We start from the raw sequence: 21,908 nt of genomic DNA, 5'->3' as shown, positions 1-21,908 counted from the left end.
GGCCCTTGCGAACGGTTACGCGGACGGCTGTTCCCCCGCCTGTCGGGCCGTCCGCTCCCCCAGCGCGGCGCCGAGTCCCGTACGCTCCGTGCCCACCTTGCGGTAGACCGCCGACAGGAGCCGTACGACGGTCTGCTCGTCGGTGTGCAGCTCCGCGGCGATCTCGGCCGAGGTGCGGCCCCGGACCGTCAGCGCGGCGGCGGTGCGCTCACGGGCGGTGAGCGTGTCCGTCTCGGTGCTGTGCAGGCGGCGCGGCCCGAGGCCGGCGGCGGCCAGCTCGTCACGGGCCTCCTCGACGCGTCCGTCGGCGCCGCACTGCACGGCCGCGTCGAGCCCTCGGTAGAGGTGTTCGGCGGCTTCGACGGGACGTCCGGCGCGGCGCAGTTCGGTGCCGAGCGCGATCAGGGCGCAGGCGAGTTCGTACGCGGCCGGGGAGCGCTCCAGGTGGCTCACGGACTCTTCGAGGAGTTTGACGCGGGTCGAGCCGGAGGAGACCTCGGCGGCGGCGCGGAGTGCCTGTCCGACCGCCGAGGGGGCGCCGAACTGACGGGCCCGGTTCACCGCTTCCAGTGCCGTGGCGACGGCGCGTTCCGGGGCGTCGTGGCTCTCGGCGCGGGCGAGGTGCAGCTGCCAGGGACACCAGGCGGGGTTGCGCATACCGCGCGGGTCGAGGCGGCGCCCGGCAGCCGCCAGCTCGGCGGCCGCGTCCTTGGTGAGGCCGCGGGCGAGCAGCAGTTCGCCGTGCACGGTCTGGACGTCGGGGAAGGTCACGGCGGCCGGGAAGGGTGCGCCGAAGGCGTGGTCCTCGCCGATCCGGGTGGCCTCCGCGATCCGGCCGCGGGCGAGCAGGGTCTCGATGAGGACGCCGACGGAGTACCAGTGCACGGGGGTGCCGGGCCCGACGCGCTCGGCGAGCCTGAGGCCGGCCCTGGCGAAGTCCTCGGCCTCGGTGAGGCGGCCGCGGCGGTAGCGGACGTACGCGAGGAGGGTGTAGCCGAAGGAGAGGTGGGCGCCGTGCCAGCCCTGGGACTCGAAGTCGGCGATCCCGGTGGCGAACAGTTCCTCGGTGCGGCCGGGCCGGTCGGCGAACATGAAGGTGAGGGCGACCAGGACGGGCACCTCGAAGCCGCGGTCGGCCTCGGCCCAGCCGAGTCCTCCGGCGAGGGCGCGTTCGGCGTGGTGGACGGCGACGGGGGCGGGTTCGCCGCGCAGAGTGGCGTCCCAGGCGCGCAGGCCGATGACGTAGCGCTCGGTGAGATCGCGGCCGGTCAGCCGGTCGGCGAGGCGGGCCAGGCGGCGGGAGCGGGCGGGTGAGTCGGGTTCGTCGGCGCGGAAGGCGTCCCACATGAACTGCTCGGACTGCAAGCGCAGCCGCACCCGGGCGTCGCCGGTCACGGGGATCTCGCGGGCGAGCGTCTCGGACGCCTCGGCGAGGCGGTCGCTGTGGGCCAGGACCTGGGAGAGGCGGTAGACGATGTTGTGCCGCAACTCCGGGTCGTGGATGGGTTCTTCGAGTGCGGCGCGCAGGTGGTTGACGGTGGTCGCCGGTTCGGTGAGCAGGGAGGCGCAGCCCAGTTCGTACAGCACGGCGGCGCGGTCCTCGAAGGGCGGCGGTTCTCGCAGGGCGCGGGCGAGGTAGCGGCGGGCGGCGTCGGGGGCGCCCGCGCGGAGGTTCTCGCGGGCGGCGGCGCGCAGTTGCTGAACGACCCAGTTGTCGCCGTCGGGGTGGGTCTCCATGAGGTGGCGCGCGGCGGCCGACGGGCCGAGCCCCTCGTCGACGACACACCAGGCCGCCTGTCCGTGCAGGGCGACGCGGACGCCACCGGGGATCGCGCGGTAGACGGCGGTGGCGATGAGCGGGTGCACGAACTCCAGGGTGTCGGCGCCGGTGAGGATGCGGGCGCCGCGCAGGGCGTCGGCCGCGTCGGCGGCTTCCTCGGAGCCTAGGCCTGCGACGGCGGCGGCGAGCGTCGGATGGATCTCGGTGCCGAGGACCGCGCAGGCCCAGGCGAACCGCACGGTCGAGGTGCCTAGCCGCTCCAGGCGGGCGATCAGACCGCTGCCCTTGACCGCGGCGGCCAGGTCGCGCAGCAGATGCGCCCCGGCCTCGGTCGGGGCAAGACCGCGGTCGCGTACTTTCGCGGTCAGTTCGACGGCCTCGAACGGATTGCCCGCGGTGACCGCCCAGCATTCGCGGCAGAACGCGTCGTCGGCCTGGGCGCCGAGATTCTCCCGTACGAGATGGGCGACGGCCGCGGCGCTGAGCGGTTCGAGGCCGAGGGGGCGCTGGCCCGCGCGTCCGGGCAGTCCCCTGAACGCCTCGGCGTGCTCGGGGAGTTCCTCGGGCCGGTAGGCGACGACCAGCAGCAGCGGCAGTTCCTCCGCACGCGGAGCGAACGCGGCGAGCCAGCTCAGTGATTCCGGGTCGGCCCAGTGCGCGTCGTCCAGGACGAGCACCATCGGGGCGCGCTGCACGGCGAGATGGGTCAGCACCCAGTCGAGCCCGTCACGCAGGCCCTGCTGGTCGGGCGGGGCACCCTCGGCCGGCGCGCACAGTCCCAGTGCCGGGCCGACGATCGCGTACCAACTCCCCAGCGAGGCACGGATCTCGGACTCCGCGGCCCCGGCGAGCTGCGGTTGCAGAAGCTGGCGGGCTACGTGGAAGGCGACGCGCTGCTCCTGGTCGCCGCCGCGTGCGGACAGTACGGTGCAGCCTCTGGCCGCGGCGCGGCGACGGACCTCGGCGAGGAGCGTCGTCTTACCGAGTCCGGCGCGCGCCGCGAAGGCGAGGAGAGTGCCACGAGGGCGCTGGGGCGGTTCGACGCCGTCGCCGCGCAGCCCGGTGAGTTCGCTCAACGCCTCCTCGGCCGCGGCGAGTTCACTCTCACGTTCGAAGAGCGTCCTTCTGCTCCGTGCGTTGCTCTGACCCATGGTGCACCCCCTGCCACGGTGGTGCAGCCGGCGCGGGGAGCAGGTGCACACCGTGGCCTACAGGCACCTCAGCGTACGCCGGGAGCGCTCCGGACGGCCCCCGTTCGACCACAGTCGGGCGCCCTCACACCACGTGCCCGCCGAGGCCGAACTCTCCGCGTGCAGCGGCCATCCTCCCCTCCTGTCCTGAGGAAGAGGGGAGGATCACCGCCGTCGCGGTACGGAACTCAGGTCAGGTCGAACTCACCCTCCCGGGCGCCCGACACGAACGCGCCCCACTCCGCCGGCGTGAAAATCAAGGAAGGACTTTCGGGTCGGCCGCTGTTGCGCATCGCGATGAAGCCTTCGACAAAGGCGATCTGGACGTCTCCCCGCCCTCGGCTGCTGGAATGCCACTCGGCCCTGCTGAGGTCCAGCTCCGGCTTGTCCCAGCCCGCGAGCGGGTGCTGCTCAATGGTGCTTTCGGCCACGTCCCTGCTCCTCCCGGTTCGTCGTCCGCGGCCAGCCTAGCGATCGGTTCGGGCGGCGGACAGGCCACGTGAGAGGGACGGTTTCAGGAGGCGGGCGGCGCGGCCCCGACCAGCCACATCGAGAAGAACTGGGATCCGCCGCCGTAGGCGTGCCCCAGCGCCCGGCGCGCCCCGTCGACCTGGTGATCTCCCGCCTGCCCGCGTACCTGGAGTGCCGCCTCGGCGAAGCGGATCATGCCGGAGGCGCCGATCGGATTGGTGGAGAGCACCCCGCCCGACATGTTGACGGGCAGGTCCCCGTCAAGCTCCGTCACCCCGGACTCGGTGAGCTTCCAGCCCTCGCCCTCGGCGGCGAAGCCGAGGTTCTCCAGCCACATCGGTTCGTACCAGGAGAACGGTACGTACATCTCGACGGCGTCGATGTCACGGCGTGGGTCGGCGATGCCGGCCTGCCGGTACACGTCGGCCGCGCAGTCCTTGCCCGCCTGCGGCGACACGAAGTCCTTGCCCGCGAACATGGTCGGCTCGCTGCGCATCGCACCGCCGTGCAGCCACGCGGGCGGCCGGGGCGAACGGGCCGCCCCCGCCCGGTCGGTGAGGATCATCGCGCACGCGCCGTCCGAGGACGGGCAGGTCTCCGAGTACCGGACCGGGTCCCACAGCATGGGCGAGGCCTGGACCTTCTCCAGCGTGATGTCGTGCTCGTGGAGGTGCGCGTACGGGTTCTTCAGCGCGTTGCGGCGGTCCTTGTACGCGACCATCGAGCCGACGGTTTCCGGCGCGCCCGTGCGCCGCATGTACGCCCGGATGTGCGGCGCGAAGAAGCCGCCCGCCCCGGCCAGCAGAGGCTGGGTGAAGGGGATCGGCAGCGACAGCCCCCACATGGCGTTCGACTCGGACTGCTTCTCGTAGGCCAGGGTCAGGACGGTGCCGTGGACGCGCCCGGCGATCAGGTTGGTGGCGACGAGCGCCGTCGATCCGCCGACCGAACCCGCCGTGTGCACCCGGAGCATGGGCTTGCCGACGGCACCGAGCGCGTCGGCGAGATACAGCTCCGGCATCATGACGCCCTCGAAGAAGTCGGGCGCCTTGCCGATGACGACCGCGTCGATGTCGGCCCACGTCAACTCGGCATCCCGCAGGGCGCGTTGGGCTGCCTCGCGGACCAGCCCCGCGATCGACACATCCCGTCGGGCGGCCACATGCTTGGTCTGGCCGATGCCTACGACGGCCACGGGCTCCTTGCTCATCGGGCATCCCCTTCCAGTACGGCGACCAGGTTCTGCTGGAGGCACGGGCCCGAAGTCGCGTGGGCCAGCGCCCGGTCGGACTCGCCACGGTGGATGCGCGCGGCGGCCTCACCGATGCGGATGAGCCCCGTCGCCATCACCGGGTTGGCGGCGAGCGCGCCTCCCGAGGGGTTGACGTCGACGTCGTCACCGAGGCGCAGCGCCTTGCGCAGGACGACCTCCTGCGAGCTGAAGGGCGCATACAACTCGGCGGTGTCCACGGGGCGTTCGAAGGCGCCGGCCCGCTCGGCGGCCAGGCGCGTGGACGGCGAGTCCGTCAGGTCGCGCACGCCGAGGCTGTGTGCCTCGATGCGGTGGTCGATACCCCGGATCCAGGCCGGCCGTGCGCACAGTTCGCGGGCCCGCTCCCCCGCCGCGAGGATCACGGCGGCGACCCCGTCGCCGATGGGCGGGCAGTCGCCGGTGCGCAGCGGACGTACGACGTAGTCCCTCTGCGGCACCGAACCCCTGAGCTGGGCATGGGAGTTGGCGGATGCCGACGCTCGGCTGCGGGCGCCGACCGCGGCGAGCTCGGGTTCGTCGGTCTCGCCCGCGTCGATGAGCGCCTGCGCCTGGAGCGCCGCGAGCGCCACGGAGTCCGGCCACAGCGGCGCCACGTAGTACGGGTCGAGCTGCCGCGTCAGGACGTCCCGTACCGAGCCGGGTGACGACTTGCCGTACGCGTAGACGAGCGCGGTGTCGGCGTCCCCGGTCAGGAGTTTGGTCCATGCCTCGTAGAGCGCCCACGCGCCGTCCATCTCCACGTGCGACTCGGAGATCGGAGGCCAGGCGCCCACCCCGTCGAGCGCCATGGTGAAGGAGAAGGCGCGGCCCGCGAGGTAGTCCGTGGAGCCGGAGCAGGTGAAGCCGATGTCGCTGGTCTTCAGCCCCGTCTGGTCGAGTACGTCGTGCAGGACCGGGAGGAGCATCTCCACCTCGGACTGCTCGTCGCTGGTGCGCCGGTGGTCGCTCTGCGCGAAGGCGACCACGGCAATCTCACGCGTCACAGCAGCTCCTTGTACATCTCGTAGTCCGCGTCCGGTTCGCCGTTGGGCCGGTAGTGATCGGGGTAGCGGCCGCCTTCCGTCCACACCGGCTCGACCCGCAGGCCCATCCGCACCTGGTCGTAGGGGATGCCGCCGATCCGGCCGTGCAGCGCGAGGTCGGCGCCGTCGAGGGCGATGTGCGCGTAGACGTACGGCACTTCGATGTCGAGATTTCTCGCCTTGATGTTGACGATGCAGTACGTCGTGACCGTGCCGCCCGGCCCTACTTCCACCTGCTCCGATGTGGCGATCCCACATGTGGGGCACGCACCTCTGGGCGGGACGTACACCTTGCGGCAGGACGGGCAGCGCTCGCCGACGGTCCGCTGCTCGGAGAGGGCGCTGATGTGGGCCGACTGGGCGCGGCCCGGTGAGTAGACGTAGTCGAGGCGGGCGGGGGCGACGATGCCGGTCACCATGTCCTCGAAGCGGCCGTCGTGCCCTGGTCCCGCCGCCTGCCACGGGTCGCCGTCGTACGGCTCGAAGCACGCGATGTCGGTGATGGCGCCGGAGCGCTCCTCGGCCCAGCGGACGCGGACGCGCATTCCCGTGCGTACGGCGTCGGGGCCGGGGGCGTCGAGCGCGTGCAGGAGGCCGGTGTCGGCGCCGTCGAGCCGGACCAGGACCCAGGCGAAGGGCGTGGCGAGGGGCTGGCCGCGACGGGGTGCGTGGTTCCAGGCCCAGGTGGTGACGGTGCCGGTGGGGGCGACCTCGACGAGGTCGCGTATCTCCTCGGCGGTGACGGGGTCGTATTCGACGGGCGGTACGAGGGTGCGGCCGTCGCCGGTCCGTACGCCGAGGACGACGCGTTCGCGCAGGCCGGTGAGGAACGCGCTCTGGACGGGGCCGAGCGAGCGGGTGAAGGGGAACTCGACGACGAGGGGGGCTTTGAGGACTTCGGGCATCCCGGATTTCTCCTTCGGAGGTCGGACGCGTGTCTCGTTCGGAGATCAGGCGCGCCGGTAGACGGGCGGGCGCTTCTCGGCGAAGGCCCTGGAGCCCTCCTTGGCGTCCGCGGTGTCGAAGACCGGCCAGCCGCGGGCCAGTTCGGCGGCGAGTCCGTCGGTCTCGGTCATCTCGGCGGTCTCGTACACGGAGGCCTTGACGGCCTCGACGGCGAGTGGGCCGCAGTCGTTGATCTGTTCGGCGAGCGCGAGGGCTTTGTCGAGGGCGGTTCCGTCGGGGACGACATGCCCGATCAGGCCGATGTCGGCGGCCTCCCGCGCGGTGTAGGCGCGGCCCGTGAGCAGCATTTCGAGGGCGTGGGTGCGTGGGATCTGGCGCTGGAGGCGGACGGTGGAGCCGCCGATCGGGAACAGTCCGCGCCGTACCTCGAAGAGGCCGAAGGTCGCGGAGCGGCCGGCGACACGGATGTCGGTGCCCTGGAGGATCTCGGTGCCGCCCGCGACACAGTGCCCTTCGACGGCGGCGATCACCGGCTTGCGCGGGCGGTGGTGGCGGAGCATCGCCTTCCAGTGCAGATCCGGGTCCGCCTTCAGGCGATCCCGGTACTCCTCGCCCTCCATGCCCTTTCCGGCCAGTGCCTTGAGATCCATCCCGGCGCAGAAGGCACCCCCCGCGCCGGTGAGCACGATCGAGCGGATCGCGTCGTCCTCGTCGGCCTCGGTCCAGCCGTCGTACAGACCGACCAGCATCGGCAGTGAGAGCGCGTTCCTGGCCTCTGGCCTGTTCAGCGTGAGCACCAGCGTGGCGCCTTCGCGCTGCACGGTGAGGTGTTCCGTCCCGCCCATGGGTTCCTCCCGTCTCGGACCGTACTGGCCGTCCCGGCCACGCTGAACCGCCTCGGGCCGTTGCGACCGTCCCGGACCGTTGCGACCGTCTCGGATGCGAGAACAGGTTGCAGTAGGTGTCGAGCCAGTACAAGGGTTTTCTGACAGGTAGTCAGATTAGTTCTGCGCGGACCCTTCACAGTTGGGTCCGGCTTTGCTCTGATGACCGTCGAGCCGATGGCGGCCCGGCCGATGACGTCGCACCGTTGGGCAGCCACGATCGTCCGGGGTCAGGAGGAGCGGTGGAGTACAACCTTGCCGACCTGTTCGAGTCGGTCGTCGACGTGGTCCCCGACCGCGAGGCGCTCGTGTACATCGACCACCCCGGCACCGGCGCCGAACGCCGGCTGACATACGCCCAGTTGGACGCGGCCGCGAACCGCGTCGCGCACCACCTGATCGACAGCGGCGTTCGCCCCGGCGAGCACCTCGGGCTGCACCTCTACAACGGCATCGAGTATCTGCAGACCGTACTCGGCTGCCTGAAGGCGCGGGTCGTGCCGGTCAACGTCAACTACCGCTATGTGGAAGAGGAGTTGGCGTACCTCTACCAGGACGCGGATCTGGTGGTCCTGGTCTTCGACGCGGAGTTCACGGACCGGGTGGCGGCGGCGCTGCCACGGGCTCCGGCCCTGCGCCATCTCGTCCGGGTGGGAACGCCCGCCCCCGATGCCGTCGCGGTGCCCGCCGTCGAGTTCGCCGACGCCGAGACCACCGGATCCCCGGAACGGGGGTTCCCGCAGCGCTCGGCGGACGACCAGTTCATCATCTACACCGGCGGCACCACCGGGATGCCCAAAGGGGTGATGTGGCGTCAGGAGGACCTGTTCTTCTCCGGGTTGGGCGGCGGCGCGCCGACGGGCGAGCCGGTCAAGACTCCGGAGGAACTCGCCGAGCGCGTCGCGGCCGGAGGCGAGGGCATCACCTTCTTCCCCACTCCCCCGCTGATGCACGGCACTTCCACCCTCACGGCCTTCATCGGCTTCAATTTCGGCCAACGGATCGTGATCCACCGCAAGTTCGTGCCGGAGGAGGTGCTGCGGACGATCGAGAAGGAGCAGGTGACCAGCGTGTCGCTGGTCGGCGACGCGATGCTGCGGCCGTTGATCGACGCCCTCAACGGGCCCTTGAAGAGCACCGACTGCTCCTCCCTGTTCAGCGTGTCCTCGTCCGGAGCGATCATGTCGGAGACGGTGCGTGAGCAGTTCCAGGCGCTCGTCCCGAACGTGATGCTGCTCAACAACTTCGGCTCGTCGGAGTCCGGCTTCAACGGCACTGCCACGGCGGACTCGGGCCCGGAGCGAGGGTTCCGGGTGCGTGTGAACTCCCGTACGCAGGTGGTCGATCCGGCCACCTACGAACCGATCGCCGTGGGCGAACCGGGCCGCATCGCCCAGCGCGGCCATGTGCCCCTCGGCTACTACAACGACCCGAAGAAGACCGCCGAGACCTTCTTCCAGAAGGACGGCGAGCGCTGGGTACTGCTCGGCGACATGGCAACGGTCGACGAGGAGGGCATCGTCACCGTCCTCGGCCGCGGCTCCCAGTGCATCAACACCGGTGGCGAGAAGGTGTATCCGGAGGAGGTCGAACAGGCCCTCAAGTCCCATCCCGACGTCTACGACGCCCTCGTCGCCGGAGTGCCCGACGAGAAGTGGGGCAACCACGTCGCGGCGGTGGTCCAGCTTCGCGGCGGCGCGGAACGGCTTTCCCTGGACGACCTCCAGACCCACTGCCGCTCCCACCTCGCGGGCTACAAGATCCCGCGCCAGCTCGTCATCACGGAGACCATCCAGCGGTCGCCGAGCGGGAAGGCGGACTATCGATGGGCCCGGTCGGTGGCGGCAAAGGCGGCTCACTGAAGCCTCGCGGTACACAGCACACCCATCGCCGCCCCACCATCAACCGGCTAGGGTGGAAGAGTGAGTTCCCTGCCGGAAAAGCCGCCGACGCTGATCAGTGAGAACGACCGCGACACGGCCGTGCGGCGCGTGCAGCAGGGATACGCCGAAGGGCACATCTCGCACGAGGAGATGGACGAACGCCTGCACAAGGTACTCACCGCCACCACGCACGGCGAGCTCGTCTCGGCCCTGTCCTCGCTTCCGGAGGAGCCCGCGGAGACTGCGTCGACGATCGCCGCCGGAGGCGGACGGATCCAGCGGAGGGGCGCATGGCGGGTGCCTCGGACCCTCAAGGTCGAGTCCGCCTTCGGAAGAGTGCACCTGGACCTGTCCCGGGCGGTCATCGAGCATCCGGTGGTCGAAATCGAGCTGCAGCTCGGCACCGGCAGGGCCAAGATCACGGTGCCTCGCGACGCGACCGTCGAAGTCGGGGAGCTGCAGACCGGCTGGAAGGACTGGCGCTACAAGGTCCCGCGGCGCCCACGCTCCGGCGGGCCGACCATCCGGATCTCCGGGGCCATGGGGTTCGGACGGCTGAAGATCCGCCACGCGCGGCGATGATGTTGCGGATGCAGGCGTCGCGCCGACAGCCGCAGGCAGGCAGCCCCGGCGCACCTGCGGGCCGCAGCGCGGGCGGGAGCTCGGGTCACCGATCCACGGGCGTCGTTGCACCCAAGGACTCGCGAAATAGTGCGCGCCGAGCACTTGCCTGAGGCCGGGCGGCCTGAATTACTGATCCCAAACGGCACGACCGAATGATCGTTCGCCCGATTCCATACGGTTGGTGAGGGAGCAGTCCCGATGGCGGATTCCATGGACTCCACGCGCTCCGCGGCCTCGGCGGCCCTGTTCGACGCGGGCGAGCGGCTCGGCCCGGAGGGCCTGCGGGCGCTCCAGCTGGAGCGACTGCGCGCATCGCTGCGGTACGCGTACGAGAACGTTCCCTTCTACCGCGAGTCCTTCGACAAGGCCCGCGTACACCCCGACGACTGCCGCGCGCTCGCCGACCTCGCACGCTTCCCGTTCACCGTGAAGGCGAACCTGCGCGAGAACTATCCGTACGGGATGTTCGCCGTGCCCCTGGACCAGATCCGGCGCATTCACGCGTCGAGCGGCACCACGGGACGCCCCACGGTTGTCGGCTACACGGAGGGCGACCTGTCCATGTGGGCCGACATGGTGGCCCGCTCGATCCGGGCAGCGGGTGGACGGCCCGGTGACAAGGTGCATGTGGCGTACGGCTATGGGTTGTTCACCGGTGGGCTCGGCGCACACTACGGCGCCGAACGGCTCGGCTGTACGGTCATCCCCGCCTCCGGGGGCATGACGGCACGTCAGGTCCAGCTGATCCAGGACCTGCGGCCCGAGATCATCATGGTGACCCCCTCGTACATGCTGACGCTTCTCGACGAGTTCGAGCGGCAGGGCGTCGACCCGCGGGGGACGTCGCTGCGGGTGGGCATCTTCGGGGCCGAGCCGTGGACGGAGGAGATGCGGCGCGAGATCGAGGAGCGGTTCGCGATCGACGCGGTGGACATCTACGGGCTGTCGGAGGTGATCGGTCCGGGCGTCGCTCAGGAGTGCGTGGAGACCAAGGACGGCCTGCACATCTGGGAGGACCACTTCTTCCCGGAGGTCGTCGACCCGTTCACCGGTGAGGTGCTGCCGGACGGCGAGGAGGGCGAGCTGGTGTTCACCTCGCTCACCAAGGAGGCGATGCCCGTCATCCGTTACCGGACACGGGACCTGACGCGCCTGCTGCCCGGTACGGCGCGGGTGTTCCGCCGGATGGAGAAGATCACGGGCCGCAGCGACGACATGGTGATCCTGCGCGGGGTCAATCTCTTCCCGACGCAGATCGAGGAGATCGTGCTGCGTACACCGGGAGTGGCACCGCACTTCCAGCTCCGGCTCACCCGCGAGGGCCGCCTCGACGCGCTCACCGTACGGGCCGAGGCGCGCACCGGCGCGACACCCGAGACCCGCGAGGCGGCCGCACATGCCATCGTGGCGGCCGTGAAGGACGGGATCGGGGTGTCGGTCGCGGTCGAGATCGTCGAACCGGAGTCGCTGGAGCGGTCGGTGGGGAAGATCAAGCGGATCGTCGATCTGCGGGGGCAGTAGCTACTGTCCGGCGTCCTCAGGCGAACCTCTCCCGCAGCTCCCGCTTGAGGATCTTCCCGCTCGCGTTGCGCGGCAGCTCGTCCACGAACAGCACCCGCTTGGGCGCCTTGAAGTGGGCGAGCTTCTCCCGTGCGTGCGCGAGGAGTTCGGCCTCGGTGACCTCGCCGCGGGGAACGACGACAGCGGTGACGGCCTCGATCCAGTGGTCGTCCGGGAGGCCGATCACCGCAACCTCGGCGACCCCCTCGTGCGTGTACAGCGCGTCCTCGACCTGGCGTGAAGCGACGAGCACGCCACCGGAGTTGATGACGTCCTTCACCCGGTCGACGACGGTGAAGTACCCGTGGGCGTCCCGCACGGCGAGGTCCCCGGAGTGGAACCAGCCGTCGCGGAAGGCCTCGGCCGTCTCCTCCGGCTTGTCCCAGTACCCCTCGCACAACTGCGGTGAACGGTAGACGACTTCACCCTGCGTCCCGTCGGGGACTTCCTTGCCGTTCTCGTCGACCACCTTCGCGTTCACGAACAGGACCGTGCGTCCGCAGGAGTCCATCCGCCCCTTGTGCTCGTCCGGCGCGAGGACCGTGGCCAGGGGGCCGATCTCGCTCTGCCCGAAGCAGTTGTAGAAGGCCAGCTTCGGCAGCCTCTCGCGCAGCCGCTCCAGTACGGGCACCGGCATGATCGAAGCGCCGTAGTACGCCTTGCGCAGTCCGCTCAGATCGCGGGCCGCGAAGTCGGGGCGGTTCGACAGGCCGATCCACACGGTGGGCGGGGCGAAGAGGCTGTCCGCGCGGCCGGCCTCGATCAGCTCGAAGATCTGGTCCGCGTCAGGCGCGTCGATGATGACGTTCGTCGCGCCGACCGCGAGGTACGGCAGCAGGAACACGTGCATCTGCGCCGAGTGGTAGAGCGGCAGCGCGTGCACGGGCCGGTCCCCCGGGCTCAGGTCCAGCGCCGCGATGGCGCTCAGGTACTCGTGCACCAGGGCGCGGTGCGTCATCATCGCGCCCTTGGGGAGCGCGGTCGTGCCCGAGGTGTAGAGCAGCTGCACGAGCGTCTCGGTCCGCGGCTCGGCCCCCTCGTGCACGGGCGCCGCGTCCAGCCGCGCGAGCAGCGAGTCGTCCGCGTCCCGCAGCGGCAACGTACGTACTGTGTCAGGGAGTTGACCGGCGAGGTCCGGGTCGGTCAGGACCAGGGAACTGCCGGACTGGCCGACGATGTACGCGAGGTCGTCGCCGGTCAGGTTCTGGTTGACCGGCACGTGGACCAGTCCCGCGCGGGCGCAGGCGAGGAAGCCGATCAGGTACGCGTCCGAGTTGTGTCCGTAGGCGCCGACATGGTCGCCGGGGGCGAGCCCCTGCTCCAGCAGCACGCCGGCCGCCCGGGACACGGCGTCGTCGAGTTCCGCGTACGTCCAGGAGCGCTCGCGGTACTCGACCGCGACGCGGGCCGGGACACGCCGGGCGCTGCCCTTCAGCACTCCGTCAACCGTGCTGCCGTGTTCAGGCGTCATGACACATGATCCTCGTTGCCCTGCATGAAGGAGGTCAAGCCGGGCGCAGGATGACGGGAACGGACACCCCGGTCACCCCAGTCGGCGCATACCCATAGGTACGCTCAACCGCCCCTTTTCTCAACGATGTTGGGAGCATCATGCGCACCCGCCTGAGACGGTTCGCGATCACCGCCGTCACTCTGCTCATGGCCGCGGCCGCACTTCCGTCGGCCGCGGCACAGCAACAAGGAAGTCAGCAGCACCCCTCACGCGGCGGCCTGTCGGCCGTGATCCGGTACACCGAGTACGGCATTCCGCACATCCTTGCCAAGGACTACGCGAACCTCGGTTTCGGCACCGGCTGGGCGCAGGCCGCCGACCAGGTGTGCACGCTCGCCGACGGCTTCCTGACCCTGCGCGGCGAGCGGTCCCGCCACCTCGGTCCCGACGGGACCCCGGACGGCTCGCTGTCCTCGGCGACCAGCAACCTCTCCAGTGACCTGTACTTCCATGGGGTGCGCGACGCCGGCACGGTGGAGAAGCTGCTCGCGGAGCCCGCGCCGCAGGGCCCCAGCCGCGAGGTCAAGGAACTGATGCGCGGCTGGGCTGCCGGCTACAACGCCTGGCTCGCCCAGAACCGGATCACCGACCCGGCGTGCGGCGGCGCCACCTGGGTGCGTTCGGTGACCACCCTGGACGTGGCCGCACGGAGCTACGCGCTGGCCGTGCTCGGCGGTGAGGGCCGCGGGGTGAACGGCATCACGGCCGCGCAGCCGCCGACGGCGACGACGTCCCCCGCCGCGCCCGACACCAAGAGCGCCGCCCTCGCCGCCCAAGACCTCTTCGACACCGCCGACATGGGATCCAACGCGGTCGCCTTCAGCGGTGCCACCACGGCGAACGGCCGCGGCCTGCTGCTCGGCAACCCGCACTACCCCTGGCAGGGCGGCCGCCGCTTCTGGCAGATGCAGCAGACGATCCCCGGCGAGCTGAACGTCATGGGCGGTGCGCTGCTCGGTTCGGCGACGGTGTCCGTCGGGCACAACGCGCAGGTGGCGTGGAGCCACACGGTCGCGACGGGGACAACCCTCAACCTCCATCAGCTGACCCTGGATCCGGCCGACCCGACGTCGTACCTGGTGGACGGCAAGGCGGAGCGGATGACGAAGCGGACCGTCACCGTCGACGTGCTGGACGGTGCGCCGGTGACCCGCACCCAGTGGTGGACCCGGTACGGCCCGGTCATCACCTCCCTCGGCGCGCAACTGCCGCTCCCCTGGACGTCCACGACCGCGTACGCGGTGAACGACCCGAACGCCGCGAACCTGCGCGCCTCCGACACCGGGCTCGCATTCAGCAAGTCCCGTAGCACGGCCGACGTCCTCACCTCCCTCAAGCGCACCCAGGGACTGCCCTGGGTGAACACGGTCGCCGCCGACTCGGGTGGCCACTCGCTGTTCACGCAGTCCCAGGTACTCCCGCGCATCACCGACGAGTTGGCACAGCGCTGCTCGACGGCGCTCGGCAGGGCCACCTATCCGTCGAACGGCCTGGCCGTCCTGGACGGCTCGCGCGGCGACTGCGCACTCGGCAGCGACCCCGACGCCGTACAGCCCGGGATCTTCGGGCCCGCGAAGATGCCGGTGCTCAAGGACGCTCCGTACGCGGAGAACTCCAACGACAGTGCCTGGCTCGCCAATGCCGATCAGCCGCTGACCGGCTACGAGCGGGTCTTCGGGTCCATCGGTACGCAGCGCTCGATGCGCACGCGCGGGGCGATCGAGGACGTATCGGCGCTGGCCGAGAAGGGACGGCTGACCGTACGGGATCTCCAGGCGCAGCAGTTCGCGAACCGGGTGCCGGCCGGTGATCTCATCGCCGACGACGCGGCAAAGGCGTGTGCCGCACTGCCCGGTGGCATCGCAACAGGCAGCAACGGTACGGCCGTTGATGTGGGCGAGGCCTGTGGTGTGCTCAAGGCGTGGGACCACAGCACGAACACCGACAGCCGGGGCGCGCTCCTCTTCGACCGGTTCTGGCGGAAGCTGACGGCCACCGTCCCTGCGGCGCAGCTCTGGAAGGTCCCGTTCTCGGCCGCGGACCCGGTCCGCACTCCGAACACGCTCAACACCGACGCTCCCGGCGTCGCCAGAGCTCTCGCCGACACGGTCACCGAGTTGCGGGCGACGGGCACCGCGCTCGACGCCCGGCTCGGCGCGAACCAGTACGTCGTGCGGGGCGACGAGCGCATCCCGGTCCCGGGCGGCACGGAGTCGCTCGGTGTGTGGAACAAGGTCGAAGGGGCGTGGAACCCGGCGGACGGCGCCTACACGGAGGTCACCACCGGGTCGAGCTACATCCAGGCCGTCGGCTGGGACGGCAGCCGCTGCCCGGTCGCCCGTACGCTGCTGACGTACTCCCAGTCGTCGAACCCGAACTCGGCGCACTACAGCGACCAGACGCGGCTGTTCTCCGGCGAGCGCTGGGTGACGTCCCGGTTCTGCGAGAAGGACATCCTGTCCTCGCCCGCGCTGAGGGTGGTCCGGGTGAACGAGCACCGCTAGAGGAGCAGCTGGTGGTGTGGTCCCGTCGCACACAGGACCACACCATCGGCCTCACCGCGGGCGCCCTGTCACACCACCCGGTTGCGCCCCTCCCAGTACGGATCCCGTAGCCGCCGCTTGTAAAGCTTCCCGTTCGGATCGCGCGGCATCGTCTCGATGAAGTCGACGCTCTTGGGGCGTTTGTAGCCCGCGAGCTGCCGTTCGCAGTGGTCGAGGATGTCGGCGGCGAGGGCGGCACCCGGCTCGCGTCCGGGAGCGGGCTCGACCACGGCCTTGACCTGCTCGCCCCAGTCGTCGTGCGGGATGCCGAAGGCGGCCGCGTCGGCGACGGCGGGGTGGGCGAGCAGCGCGGCCTCGATCTCGGCCGGGTAGATGTTGACCCCGCCCGAGATGATCATGTCGATCTTGCGATCGCGGAGGAAGAGATAGCCATCCTCGTCGAGGAGACCGAGGTCGCCGACGGTGAAGAAGTCGCCGATGCGGTTCTTCTTCGTCTTGCTCTCGTCCTTGTGGTACGAGAATCCGCCGGTGCTCATCTTCATGTAGACGGTGCCGAGTTCACCGGGCGGCAGCCTGTTGCCGTCGTCGTCGAAGACGGCGAGTTCGCTGATCGGCCAGGCCTTGCCGACCGTGCCGGGCTTCTTGAGCCAGTCCTCGGCGGTCGCGAAGGCCCCGCCGCCCTCGCTGGCCGCGTAGTACTCCTCGACGCACTCGCCCCACCACTCGATCATCGCCCGCTTCACATGGTCCGGGCACGGGGCCGCGCCATGGATCGCGTGCCGCATGGCGGAGACGTCGTAACGGGCCCTCACCTCCTCGGGGAGTGCCAGCAGCCGGTGGAACTGGGTCGGAACCATATGGGTGTGCGTGCACCTGTGTGTGTCGATGACACGGAGCATTTCTTCGGGCGTCCACTTGTCCATCAGCACCAGACGGTGGCCGATGTGCAGGGACGCGCCCGCGAACTGCAGGACGGCGGTGTGGTAGAGCGGCGAGCAGACGAGGTGCACATTGTCGTCGTACGGCTTGATGCCGAAGATGCCGAGGAAGCCGCCGAGGTATGTCTCCTCGGGGAGCTTGCCGGGCAGCGGGCGCCGGATGCCGCGCGGGCGGCCCGTGGTGCCCGAGGTGTAGTTCATGACCCAGCCGAGGGTGCGGTCATCGGGCGCCGACTCGCTCTGTCCGTCGAGGAGTTCGGCGTACGGCCGGAAGCCCTCGACCCGGCCGACGGAGTAGCGGTGGGTGACCGGCAGCTTCGCCTCGTCGGCGGCGTGACGTGCGGCGTCCACGAAGTGCTCGTGCGCGATGAGCACCTTGGCGCCCGAGTCGGCGACGATCCAGGCGATCTCGGGGCCGACAAGGTGATGGTTGACGGGTACGAGGTAGAAGCCCGCCTGCGAGGCAGCGAGGTAGGCGACGAGGAACTCGACGCTGTTGGGCAGGACGACCGCGAAGGCGTCCCCGCGTGCGAGGCCGGCGGCGCGCAGTCCGTGGACCAGTTGGTTGGCCGAGGCGTGCAGCCGGCCGGCGCTCCACTCATCTCCTGCCGGGGTGACGAGGACCGTACGGTCCGGGTCGGCGGCGGCCTGGGCCCAGAAGCCGTTCGGCGGCGCACTCTCCACCTTGCTCACGACTGATCTCCCCTTCCTGCGATGCGGTTGATCCGGTCGACGGCGTGCTCGAACCCCCGGGTCAGGTCGTCGAAGACCTCCTGGACACTGCGTTCGCTGTTCATCCGGCCGACGATCTGCCCGACGGGTGTGCCGAGCAGCGGCTCCACCTCGTACTTCTGGATCCGGGAGAGCGCCTCGGCCACCAGCAGGCCCTGCAAGGGCATGGGAAGCGTGCCGGGCCCGCTCGGGTCGTCCCAGGCGTCGGTCCACTCGGTGCGCAGTTGCCGAGCCGGTTTCCCGGTCAGCGCGCGTGAGCGGACCGTGTCGCCTGACCCTGCGGCGAGCAGCTTCCGCGTGACACCGCGCGAGTGCATCTCGGCCTCGGTCACGGTCAGCCATATGGAGCCGAGCCACACACCTTGGGCGCCGAGGCTGAGCGCGGCGGCCACCTGCTGTCCGCTGCCGATGCCACCGGCCGCGAGGACGGGCAACGGATTTACGGCGTCCACGACTTCAGGTGTGAGCACCATCGAGGCGATCTCCCCGGTGTGGCCGCCCGCCTCATAGCCCTGCGCGACGACGATGTCGATGCCCGCCTCGGCATGCTTGCGGGCGTGCCGGGCGCTGCCCGCGAGAGCGGCGACAAGCACCCCTCGCTCGTGGGCACGCTCGACGACATCGACGGGCGGCGACCCGAGCGCGTTGGCCAGCAGCTTGATCGGGTAGTCGAAGGCGACGTCCAGCTGGTTGCGGGCGACCTGCTCCATCCACCCCGTGATCCGCCACCCGGACACCTCGCCCGCGGCGAGTTCGGGCACGCCGTACTTGGCCAGCGTGTCCGTGACGTACTGCCGGTGCCCCTGGGGGATCATCGCCTCGACGTCGGCCTCGGTGACGCCCTCGACCTTCTTGGCCGGCATGACGACATCCAGGCCGTAGGGCATACCGTCAACGTTCGCCTCGATCCAGTCGAGGTCGCGCTTGAGGTCGTCGGGGGCGGTGTAGCGGACCGCGCCGAGCACACCGAATCCGCCCGCCCGGCTGATGGCCGCGACGACCGCGGGAAACGGTGTGAAGCCGAAGATGGCGTGCTCGACTCCCAGTCTCTTGCTCAGCTCCGTCTGCATGGGCGCAGGATGCCGCAGTCCTCCGGACGAGGGAAGACATTTTCTGATGCTCCGTCAGATTCACCGGAACCGTCTGCCACGGTTGACACACCCCCTCCCCTGACAGGAAAGTTTCACCCCGCAGGGCGAACCCGGAAAGATACTTTCAGGCGGCGGGCGGGAGGCTCCTCGATGACCGAAGAAGCAGTGGGCGATGCGGCGGGCGGGCCGACCCGCCGTCAACTGGGCAGACGGGTACTGGCCTTGGGCGGCGCGCTGGCCATCGCCCCCTTCCCCGCCGGGCCCGCCGCGGCCTCCGAGGGAAACGCGAGCGGAGGGCCGACCCTGCGGCACGGATCGGCCGAGCGCGCCGGACTGCTGCCCGCCCATCTGCGCCAACTGGTCACCGACGCGGAGGCGTTCCTCAACCCCTCCCCCAAGCACCCCTGGTACGCGGGTGCCGTACTGCTCGCCGGGCGCGGCGGCACCGTGGCGCTGCACCAGCCGATCGGCAAGGCGGTGCGCTATGCGGCGTACGACGAGAAGACCGACACCGGTGTCGAGTTCCCCGCCGAGCAGCAGATCGCGGCGGCCGAGGACACCGTCTACGACCTCGCCTCCGTGTCGAAGCTGTTCACCTCGATCCTCGCGGTCCAGCAGATCGAGCGCGGCGCGCTGGAACTGGCGGCGACGGTCGCCTCGTACCTCCCGGAGTTCGCGAGCGCGGGCAAGCAGGACATCACGATCCGTCAGCTCCTCACCCACACCTCGGGTTTCCGCGCCTGGATCCCCCTCTACAGCGCGCCGGCCCACGAGGGAAAACTCCAACTCATCTGGAACGAGGCGCCACTCAACCCGCCGGGCACCAAGTACCTCTACTCGGACCTGAATCTGATCTCGCTCCAGCTCGTCCTGGAGAAGATCACGGGCCGCGCCCTCGACGCCCTCCTCCACGACGAGATCACCGCCCCGCTCGGCATGCACCGCACCCGCTACAACCCGCCCGCCTCCTGGAAGCCGGAGATCGCCGCCACCGAGGACGCACGGCTGCCCTGGTCGGGGCTGAACCGGGGTCTCGTGTGGGGCGAGGTGCACGACGAGAACGCGTACTCCCTCGGCGGGGTGGCCGGCCACGCGGGCGTGTTCTCCTGCGCCTGGGACCTCGCGGTCCTCGGCCGCACTCTGCTCAACGGCGGCGCGTACGGCAGGGCGCGCATCCTGGAGCCGGAGACGGTGGACCTGATGTTCACCGACTTCAACACCGCCTTCCCCGGCGACGAGCACGGCCTCGGCTTCGAGCTCTACCAGCACTGGTACATGGGCGCGATGGCCACCCCGCGCACCGCGGGTCACACCGGCTTCACCGGCACCTCAATCGTCCTCGACCCGACGACCGACTCCTTCCTGATCGTCCTCGGCAACTCCGTGCATCCCGCCCGCAGTTGGCGATCAGGCTCCGCGCCCCGGGTCGCCGCGGCGAACAACCTGGCGCGCGCTGTGCCGGTACGCCCCGCACGCGGCCGTACATCCTGGTTCTCCGGGATGGCGAGCGCCACGACGGCCACGCTGACCCTGCCTGCGCTCGACTCCGGCGCCGGTCCGGCACGCCTGCGCTGCGCCCTGTGGTGGGACACCGAACCCCAGTCGGACCTCCTCTTCCTGGAGGCCTCCACCGACGGCGGCGCGACCTGGCAGCCGGTTCCCTTCACCACGGCGGCCCCGCACGGCGAGGAACCGCGGGAGCATCCGACCGGCTCGGTCACGGGCTGGTCGGGCCGGGTCTGGCACCGGCTCACCGCCGACCTTCCCCAGACACCGCAGCTCACCGCACGCTGGCGCTACCGGACCGACCAGTTGTACGTGGGCCGCGGTGCGTACGTCGACGGACTCCGGGTCGAATCCGGCAACCGGGTCCTCTTCGACGAGGCGCGACCGGCGGACGCCGCACGGATCGAGGCGGTGGGCTGGGTGGAGTCCGGCGACTGAGACCGCCACAAGGCTCAGCCGGCGCCCCCGGGGTCCCGCTCCTCCAGCACAGCCATCGCCGCGTTGTGCCCGGGCACCCCGCTCACCCCGCCGCCGCGCACCGCGCCCGCGCCGCACAGCAGGACGTTCGGGTGCCGGGTCTCCACGCCCCAGCGGCCCGTACCCTCCTGCGCGTACGGGAAGGCGAGGTCGCGGTGGAAGATGTTGCCGCCCGGCAGCCGCAGTTCGCGTTCCAGGTCGAGCGGGGTCTTCGCCTCGATGCAGGGGCGGCCGTCGGCGTCGATGGCGAGGCAGGAGACGAGCGGTTCGGCGAGGTGGGCATCGAGCTGCGCCAGGGTGGACTTCAGCAGTTCGTCGCGTACGGCGTCGTTGTCCGGTGCGAAGAGCCGGGCCGGCGTGTGGAGTCCGAAGAGCGTGAGGGTCTGGTAGCCCTGCTCCACCAGGTCCCGGCCGAGGATGCTCGGGTCGGTGAGCGAGTGGCAGTAGATCTCGGAGGGCGGCGCGGTGGGCAGCTCGCCGGACGCGGCCTGCGCATGGGCGGTGGCCAACTGCTCGTATCCCTCGGCGATATGGAAGGTCCCGGAGAACGCCTCGCGGGGGTCGACGGAGGTGTCACGCAGCCTCGGCAGTCGCTTCAGGAGCATGTTCACCTTGAGCTGGGCGCCCTCGGCGGGGGTGGGCGGTTCGTCGCCGGTGAGGCGCGCCAGTTCCTGCGGCGAGGCGTTCACCAGGACGTGCCGGGTCGCGATGACGCCCTCGCCGTCGGCGCTGCGGTAGGTGACCTCGGCGGCCTGCCCGTCCGTCTGGATCCGTACCGCCTCGTGGCCGGTCGCGATCACGACGCCCGCGTTGCGCGCCGCCGCCGCGATCGCGTCCGTCAGGGCGCCCATGCCGCCGACCGGCACGTCCCACGCTCCGGTGCCACCGCCGATGACGTGGTAGAGGAAGCAGCGGTTCTGCCGCAGCGAAGGGTCGTGGGCGTCCGCGAAGGTCCCGATGAGAGCGTCGGTGAGGACGACACCGCGCACGAGGTCGTCCGCGAAGTACTCCTCCACCGCGGCGCCGACCGGCTCCTCGAAGAGAACCCGCCACGCCTCCTCGTCATCGACACGCCGACGCAGCTCGTCGCGCGTGGGCAAGGGCTCGGTGAGCGTCGGGAACACTCGCTGGGCGACGCGGCCCGTCATGCCGTAGAACCGCTGCCACGCCGCGTACTCGCTGTCCGATCCGGTCAGCCGCGCGAACGCCTCGCGGGTGCGCCGCTCGCCACCGCCGACGAGCAGCCCGGTCGGCTTTCCGTCCCGCTCGACGGGTGTGTACGAGGAGACAGTGCGCCCCCGTACCCGGAAGTTCAGGCCGAGATCCCGCACGATCTTCCGCGGCAGCAGGCTGACCAGGTACGAGTAGCGCGACAGACGTGCGTCGACCCCGGCGAACGGCCGGGTGGACACGGCAGCGCCACCGGTAGTCCCCAGCCGCTCCAGCACCACCACCGACCGCCCGGCCCGGGCCAGATAGGCAGCGGCGACGAGCCCGTTGTGGCCACCGCCGACGATCACGGCGTCGTATCCCTCGAGTGCAGGCATGGTTCTT

At 70.7% G+C, this 21,908-nt stretch carries 15 protein-coding genes; 5 read left to right on the top strand and 10 right to left on the bottom strand.

The window, feature by feature from the left end; genetic code table 11:
• Positions 1-15: 15 nt before the first annotated feature.
• The 6 genes from ACFVKT_RS09105 to ACFVKT_RS09080 all read right to left on the bottom strand — a co-directional run bounded on the left by ACFVKT_RS09105 (position 16) and on the right by ACFVKT_RS09080 (position 7,487).
• Positions 16-2,931 carry an ATP-binding protein gene (locus ACFVKT_RS09105; RefSeq protein WP_385729167.1) on the bottom strand — a complete coding sequence of 972 codons (2,916 nt, stop codon included), beginning with the start codon at positions 2,929-2,931 and terminating at the stop codon, positions 16-18.
• 227 nt (positions 2,932-3,158) lie between these two features.
• Entirely contained in the window at positions 3,159-3,401 is a 243-nt protein-coding gene (locus ACFVKT_RS09100) for a DUF397 domain-containing protein (RefSeq protein WP_384376807.1), read from the bottom strand.
• 83 nt (positions 3,402-3,484) lie between these two features.
• Positions 3,485-4,651, bottom strand: a complete 1,167-nt coding sequence (locus tag ACFVKT_RS09095) for a thiolase domain-containing protein (RefSeq protein ID WP_385729165.1) — start codon at positions 4,649-4,651, stop codon at positions 3,485-3,487.
• Complete coding sequence (locus tag ACFVKT_RS09090) at positions 4,648-5,697, bottom strand: thiolase domain-containing protein (protein WP_385729163.1); 1,050 nt, start codon at positions 5,695-5,697, stop codon at positions 4,648-4,650. The genes ACFVKT_RS09095 and ACFVKT_RS09090 overlap by 4 nt, the downstream gene beginning before the upstream one ends.
• Positions 5,694-6,641: a Zn-ribbon domain-containing OB-fold protein gene (locus ACFVKT_RS09085; protein ID WP_385729161.1), complete on the bottom strand. Its 948-nt coding sequence runs from the start codon at positions 6,639-6,641 to the stop codon at positions 5,694-5,696. The genes ACFVKT_RS09090 and ACFVKT_RS09085 overlap by 4 nt, the downstream gene beginning before the upstream one ends.
• Positions 6,642-6,686: 45 nt before the next feature.
• Complete coding sequence (locus ACFVKT_RS09080; protein ID WP_385729159.1) at positions 6,687-7,487, bottom strand: crotonase/enoyl-CoA hydratase family protein; 801 nt, start codon at positions 7,485-7,487, stop codon at positions 6,687-6,689.
• A gap of 281 nt (positions 7,488-7,768) precedes the next feature.
• Here ACFVKT_RS09080 and ACFVKT_RS09075 point away from each other — a divergent pair, with 281 nt between their 5' ends.
• The 3 genes from ACFVKT_RS09075 (at position 7,769) to paaK (ending at position 11,554) form a co-directional block, all read left to right on the top strand.
• The gene (locus ACFVKT_RS09075) at positions 7,769-9,388 is read left to right on the top strand and encodes an acyl-CoA synthetase (protein WP_385729157.1); all 1,620 of its coding nucleotides are present in this window, start codon (positions 7,769-7,771) and stop codon (positions 9,386-9,388) included.
• A 60-nt stretch (positions 9,389-9,448) separates the two neighbouring features.
• On the top strand, positions 9,449-9,991 hold the full coding sequence (locus ACFVKT_RS09070) for a DUF1707 domain-containing protein (RefSeq protein ID WP_385729155.1): 543 nt from the start codon (positions 9,449-9,451) through the stop codon (positions 9,989-9,991).
• Positions 9,992-10,231: 240 nt separating this feature from the next.
• On the top strand, positions 10,232-11,554 hold the full coding sequence (gene paaK / locus ACFVKT_RS09065; protein WP_385729153.1) for a phenylacetate--CoA ligase PaaK: 1,323 nt from the start codon (positions 10,232-10,234) through the stop codon (positions 11,552-11,554).
• A 16-nt stretch (positions 11,555-11,570) separates the two neighbouring features.
• Here the strand turns inward: paaK and ACFVKT_RS09060 are convergent, their stop codons facing one another.
• A complete protein-coding gene (locus ACFVKT_RS09060; protein WP_385729151.1) occupies positions 11,571-13,064 on the bottom strand; it encodes an acyl-CoA synthetase in 1,494 nt (497 codons plus the stop codon).
• Between the two features lie 140 nt (positions 13,065-13,204).
• Between ACFVKT_RS09060 and ACFVKT_RS09055 the strand changes: the two genes are divergently transcribed.
• Entirely contained in the window at positions 13,205-15,610 is a 2,406-nt protein-coding gene (locus tag ACFVKT_RS09055; protein WP_385729150.1) for a penicillin acylase family protein, read from the top strand.
• A gap of 68 nt (positions 15,611-15,678) precedes the next feature.
• On the opposite strand, the gene ACFVKT_RS09050 is transcribed toward ACFVKT_RS09055, so the two are convergent.
• Together ACFVKT_RS09050 and ACFVKT_RS09045 are read right to left on the bottom strand one after the other, a co-directional pair.
• Positions 15,679-17,232: an acyl-CoA synthetase gene (locus ACFVKT_RS09050; RefSeq protein ID WP_385729933.1), complete on the bottom strand. Its 1,554-nt coding sequence runs from the start codon at positions 17,230-17,232 to the stop codon at positions 15,679-15,681.
• Between the two features lie 5 nt (positions 17,233-17,237).
• Complete coding sequence (locus ACFVKT_RS09045) at positions 17,238-18,350, bottom strand: NAD(P)H-dependent flavin oxidoreductase (protein ID WP_385729148.1); 1,113 nt, start codon at positions 18,348-18,350, stop codon at positions 17,238-17,240.
• Positions 18,351-18,521: 171 nt separating this feature from the next.
• On the opposite strand from ACFVKT_RS09045, the gene ACFVKT_RS09040 reads away from it, so the two are divergent.
• Positions 18,522-20,315 (top strand): serine hydrolase, encoded by a 1,794-nt coding sequence (locus ACFVKT_RS09040; protein ID WP_385729146.1) that lies wholly within the window; start codon positions 18,522-18,524, stop codon positions 20,313-20,315.
• A gap of 14 nt (positions 20,316-20,329) precedes the next feature.
• Here the strand turns inward: ACFVKT_RS09040 and ACFVKT_RS09035 are convergent, their stop codons facing one another.
• On the bottom strand, positions 20,330-21,901 hold the full coding sequence (locus ACFVKT_RS09035) for a phytoene desaturase family protein (RefSeq protein ID WP_385729144.1): 1,572 nt from the start codon (positions 21,899-21,901) through the stop codon (positions 20,330-20,332).
• Positions 21,902-21,908: the final 7 nt, after the last annotated feature.

It is taken from the genome of Streptomyces sp. NPDC127595, from assembly GCF_042671685.1.
Classification (GTDB): Bacteria; Actinomycetota; Actinomycetes; order Streptomycetales; family Streptomycetaceae; genus Streptomyces.
This window is presented reverse-complemented; position numbering and strand designations above follow the sequence as displayed.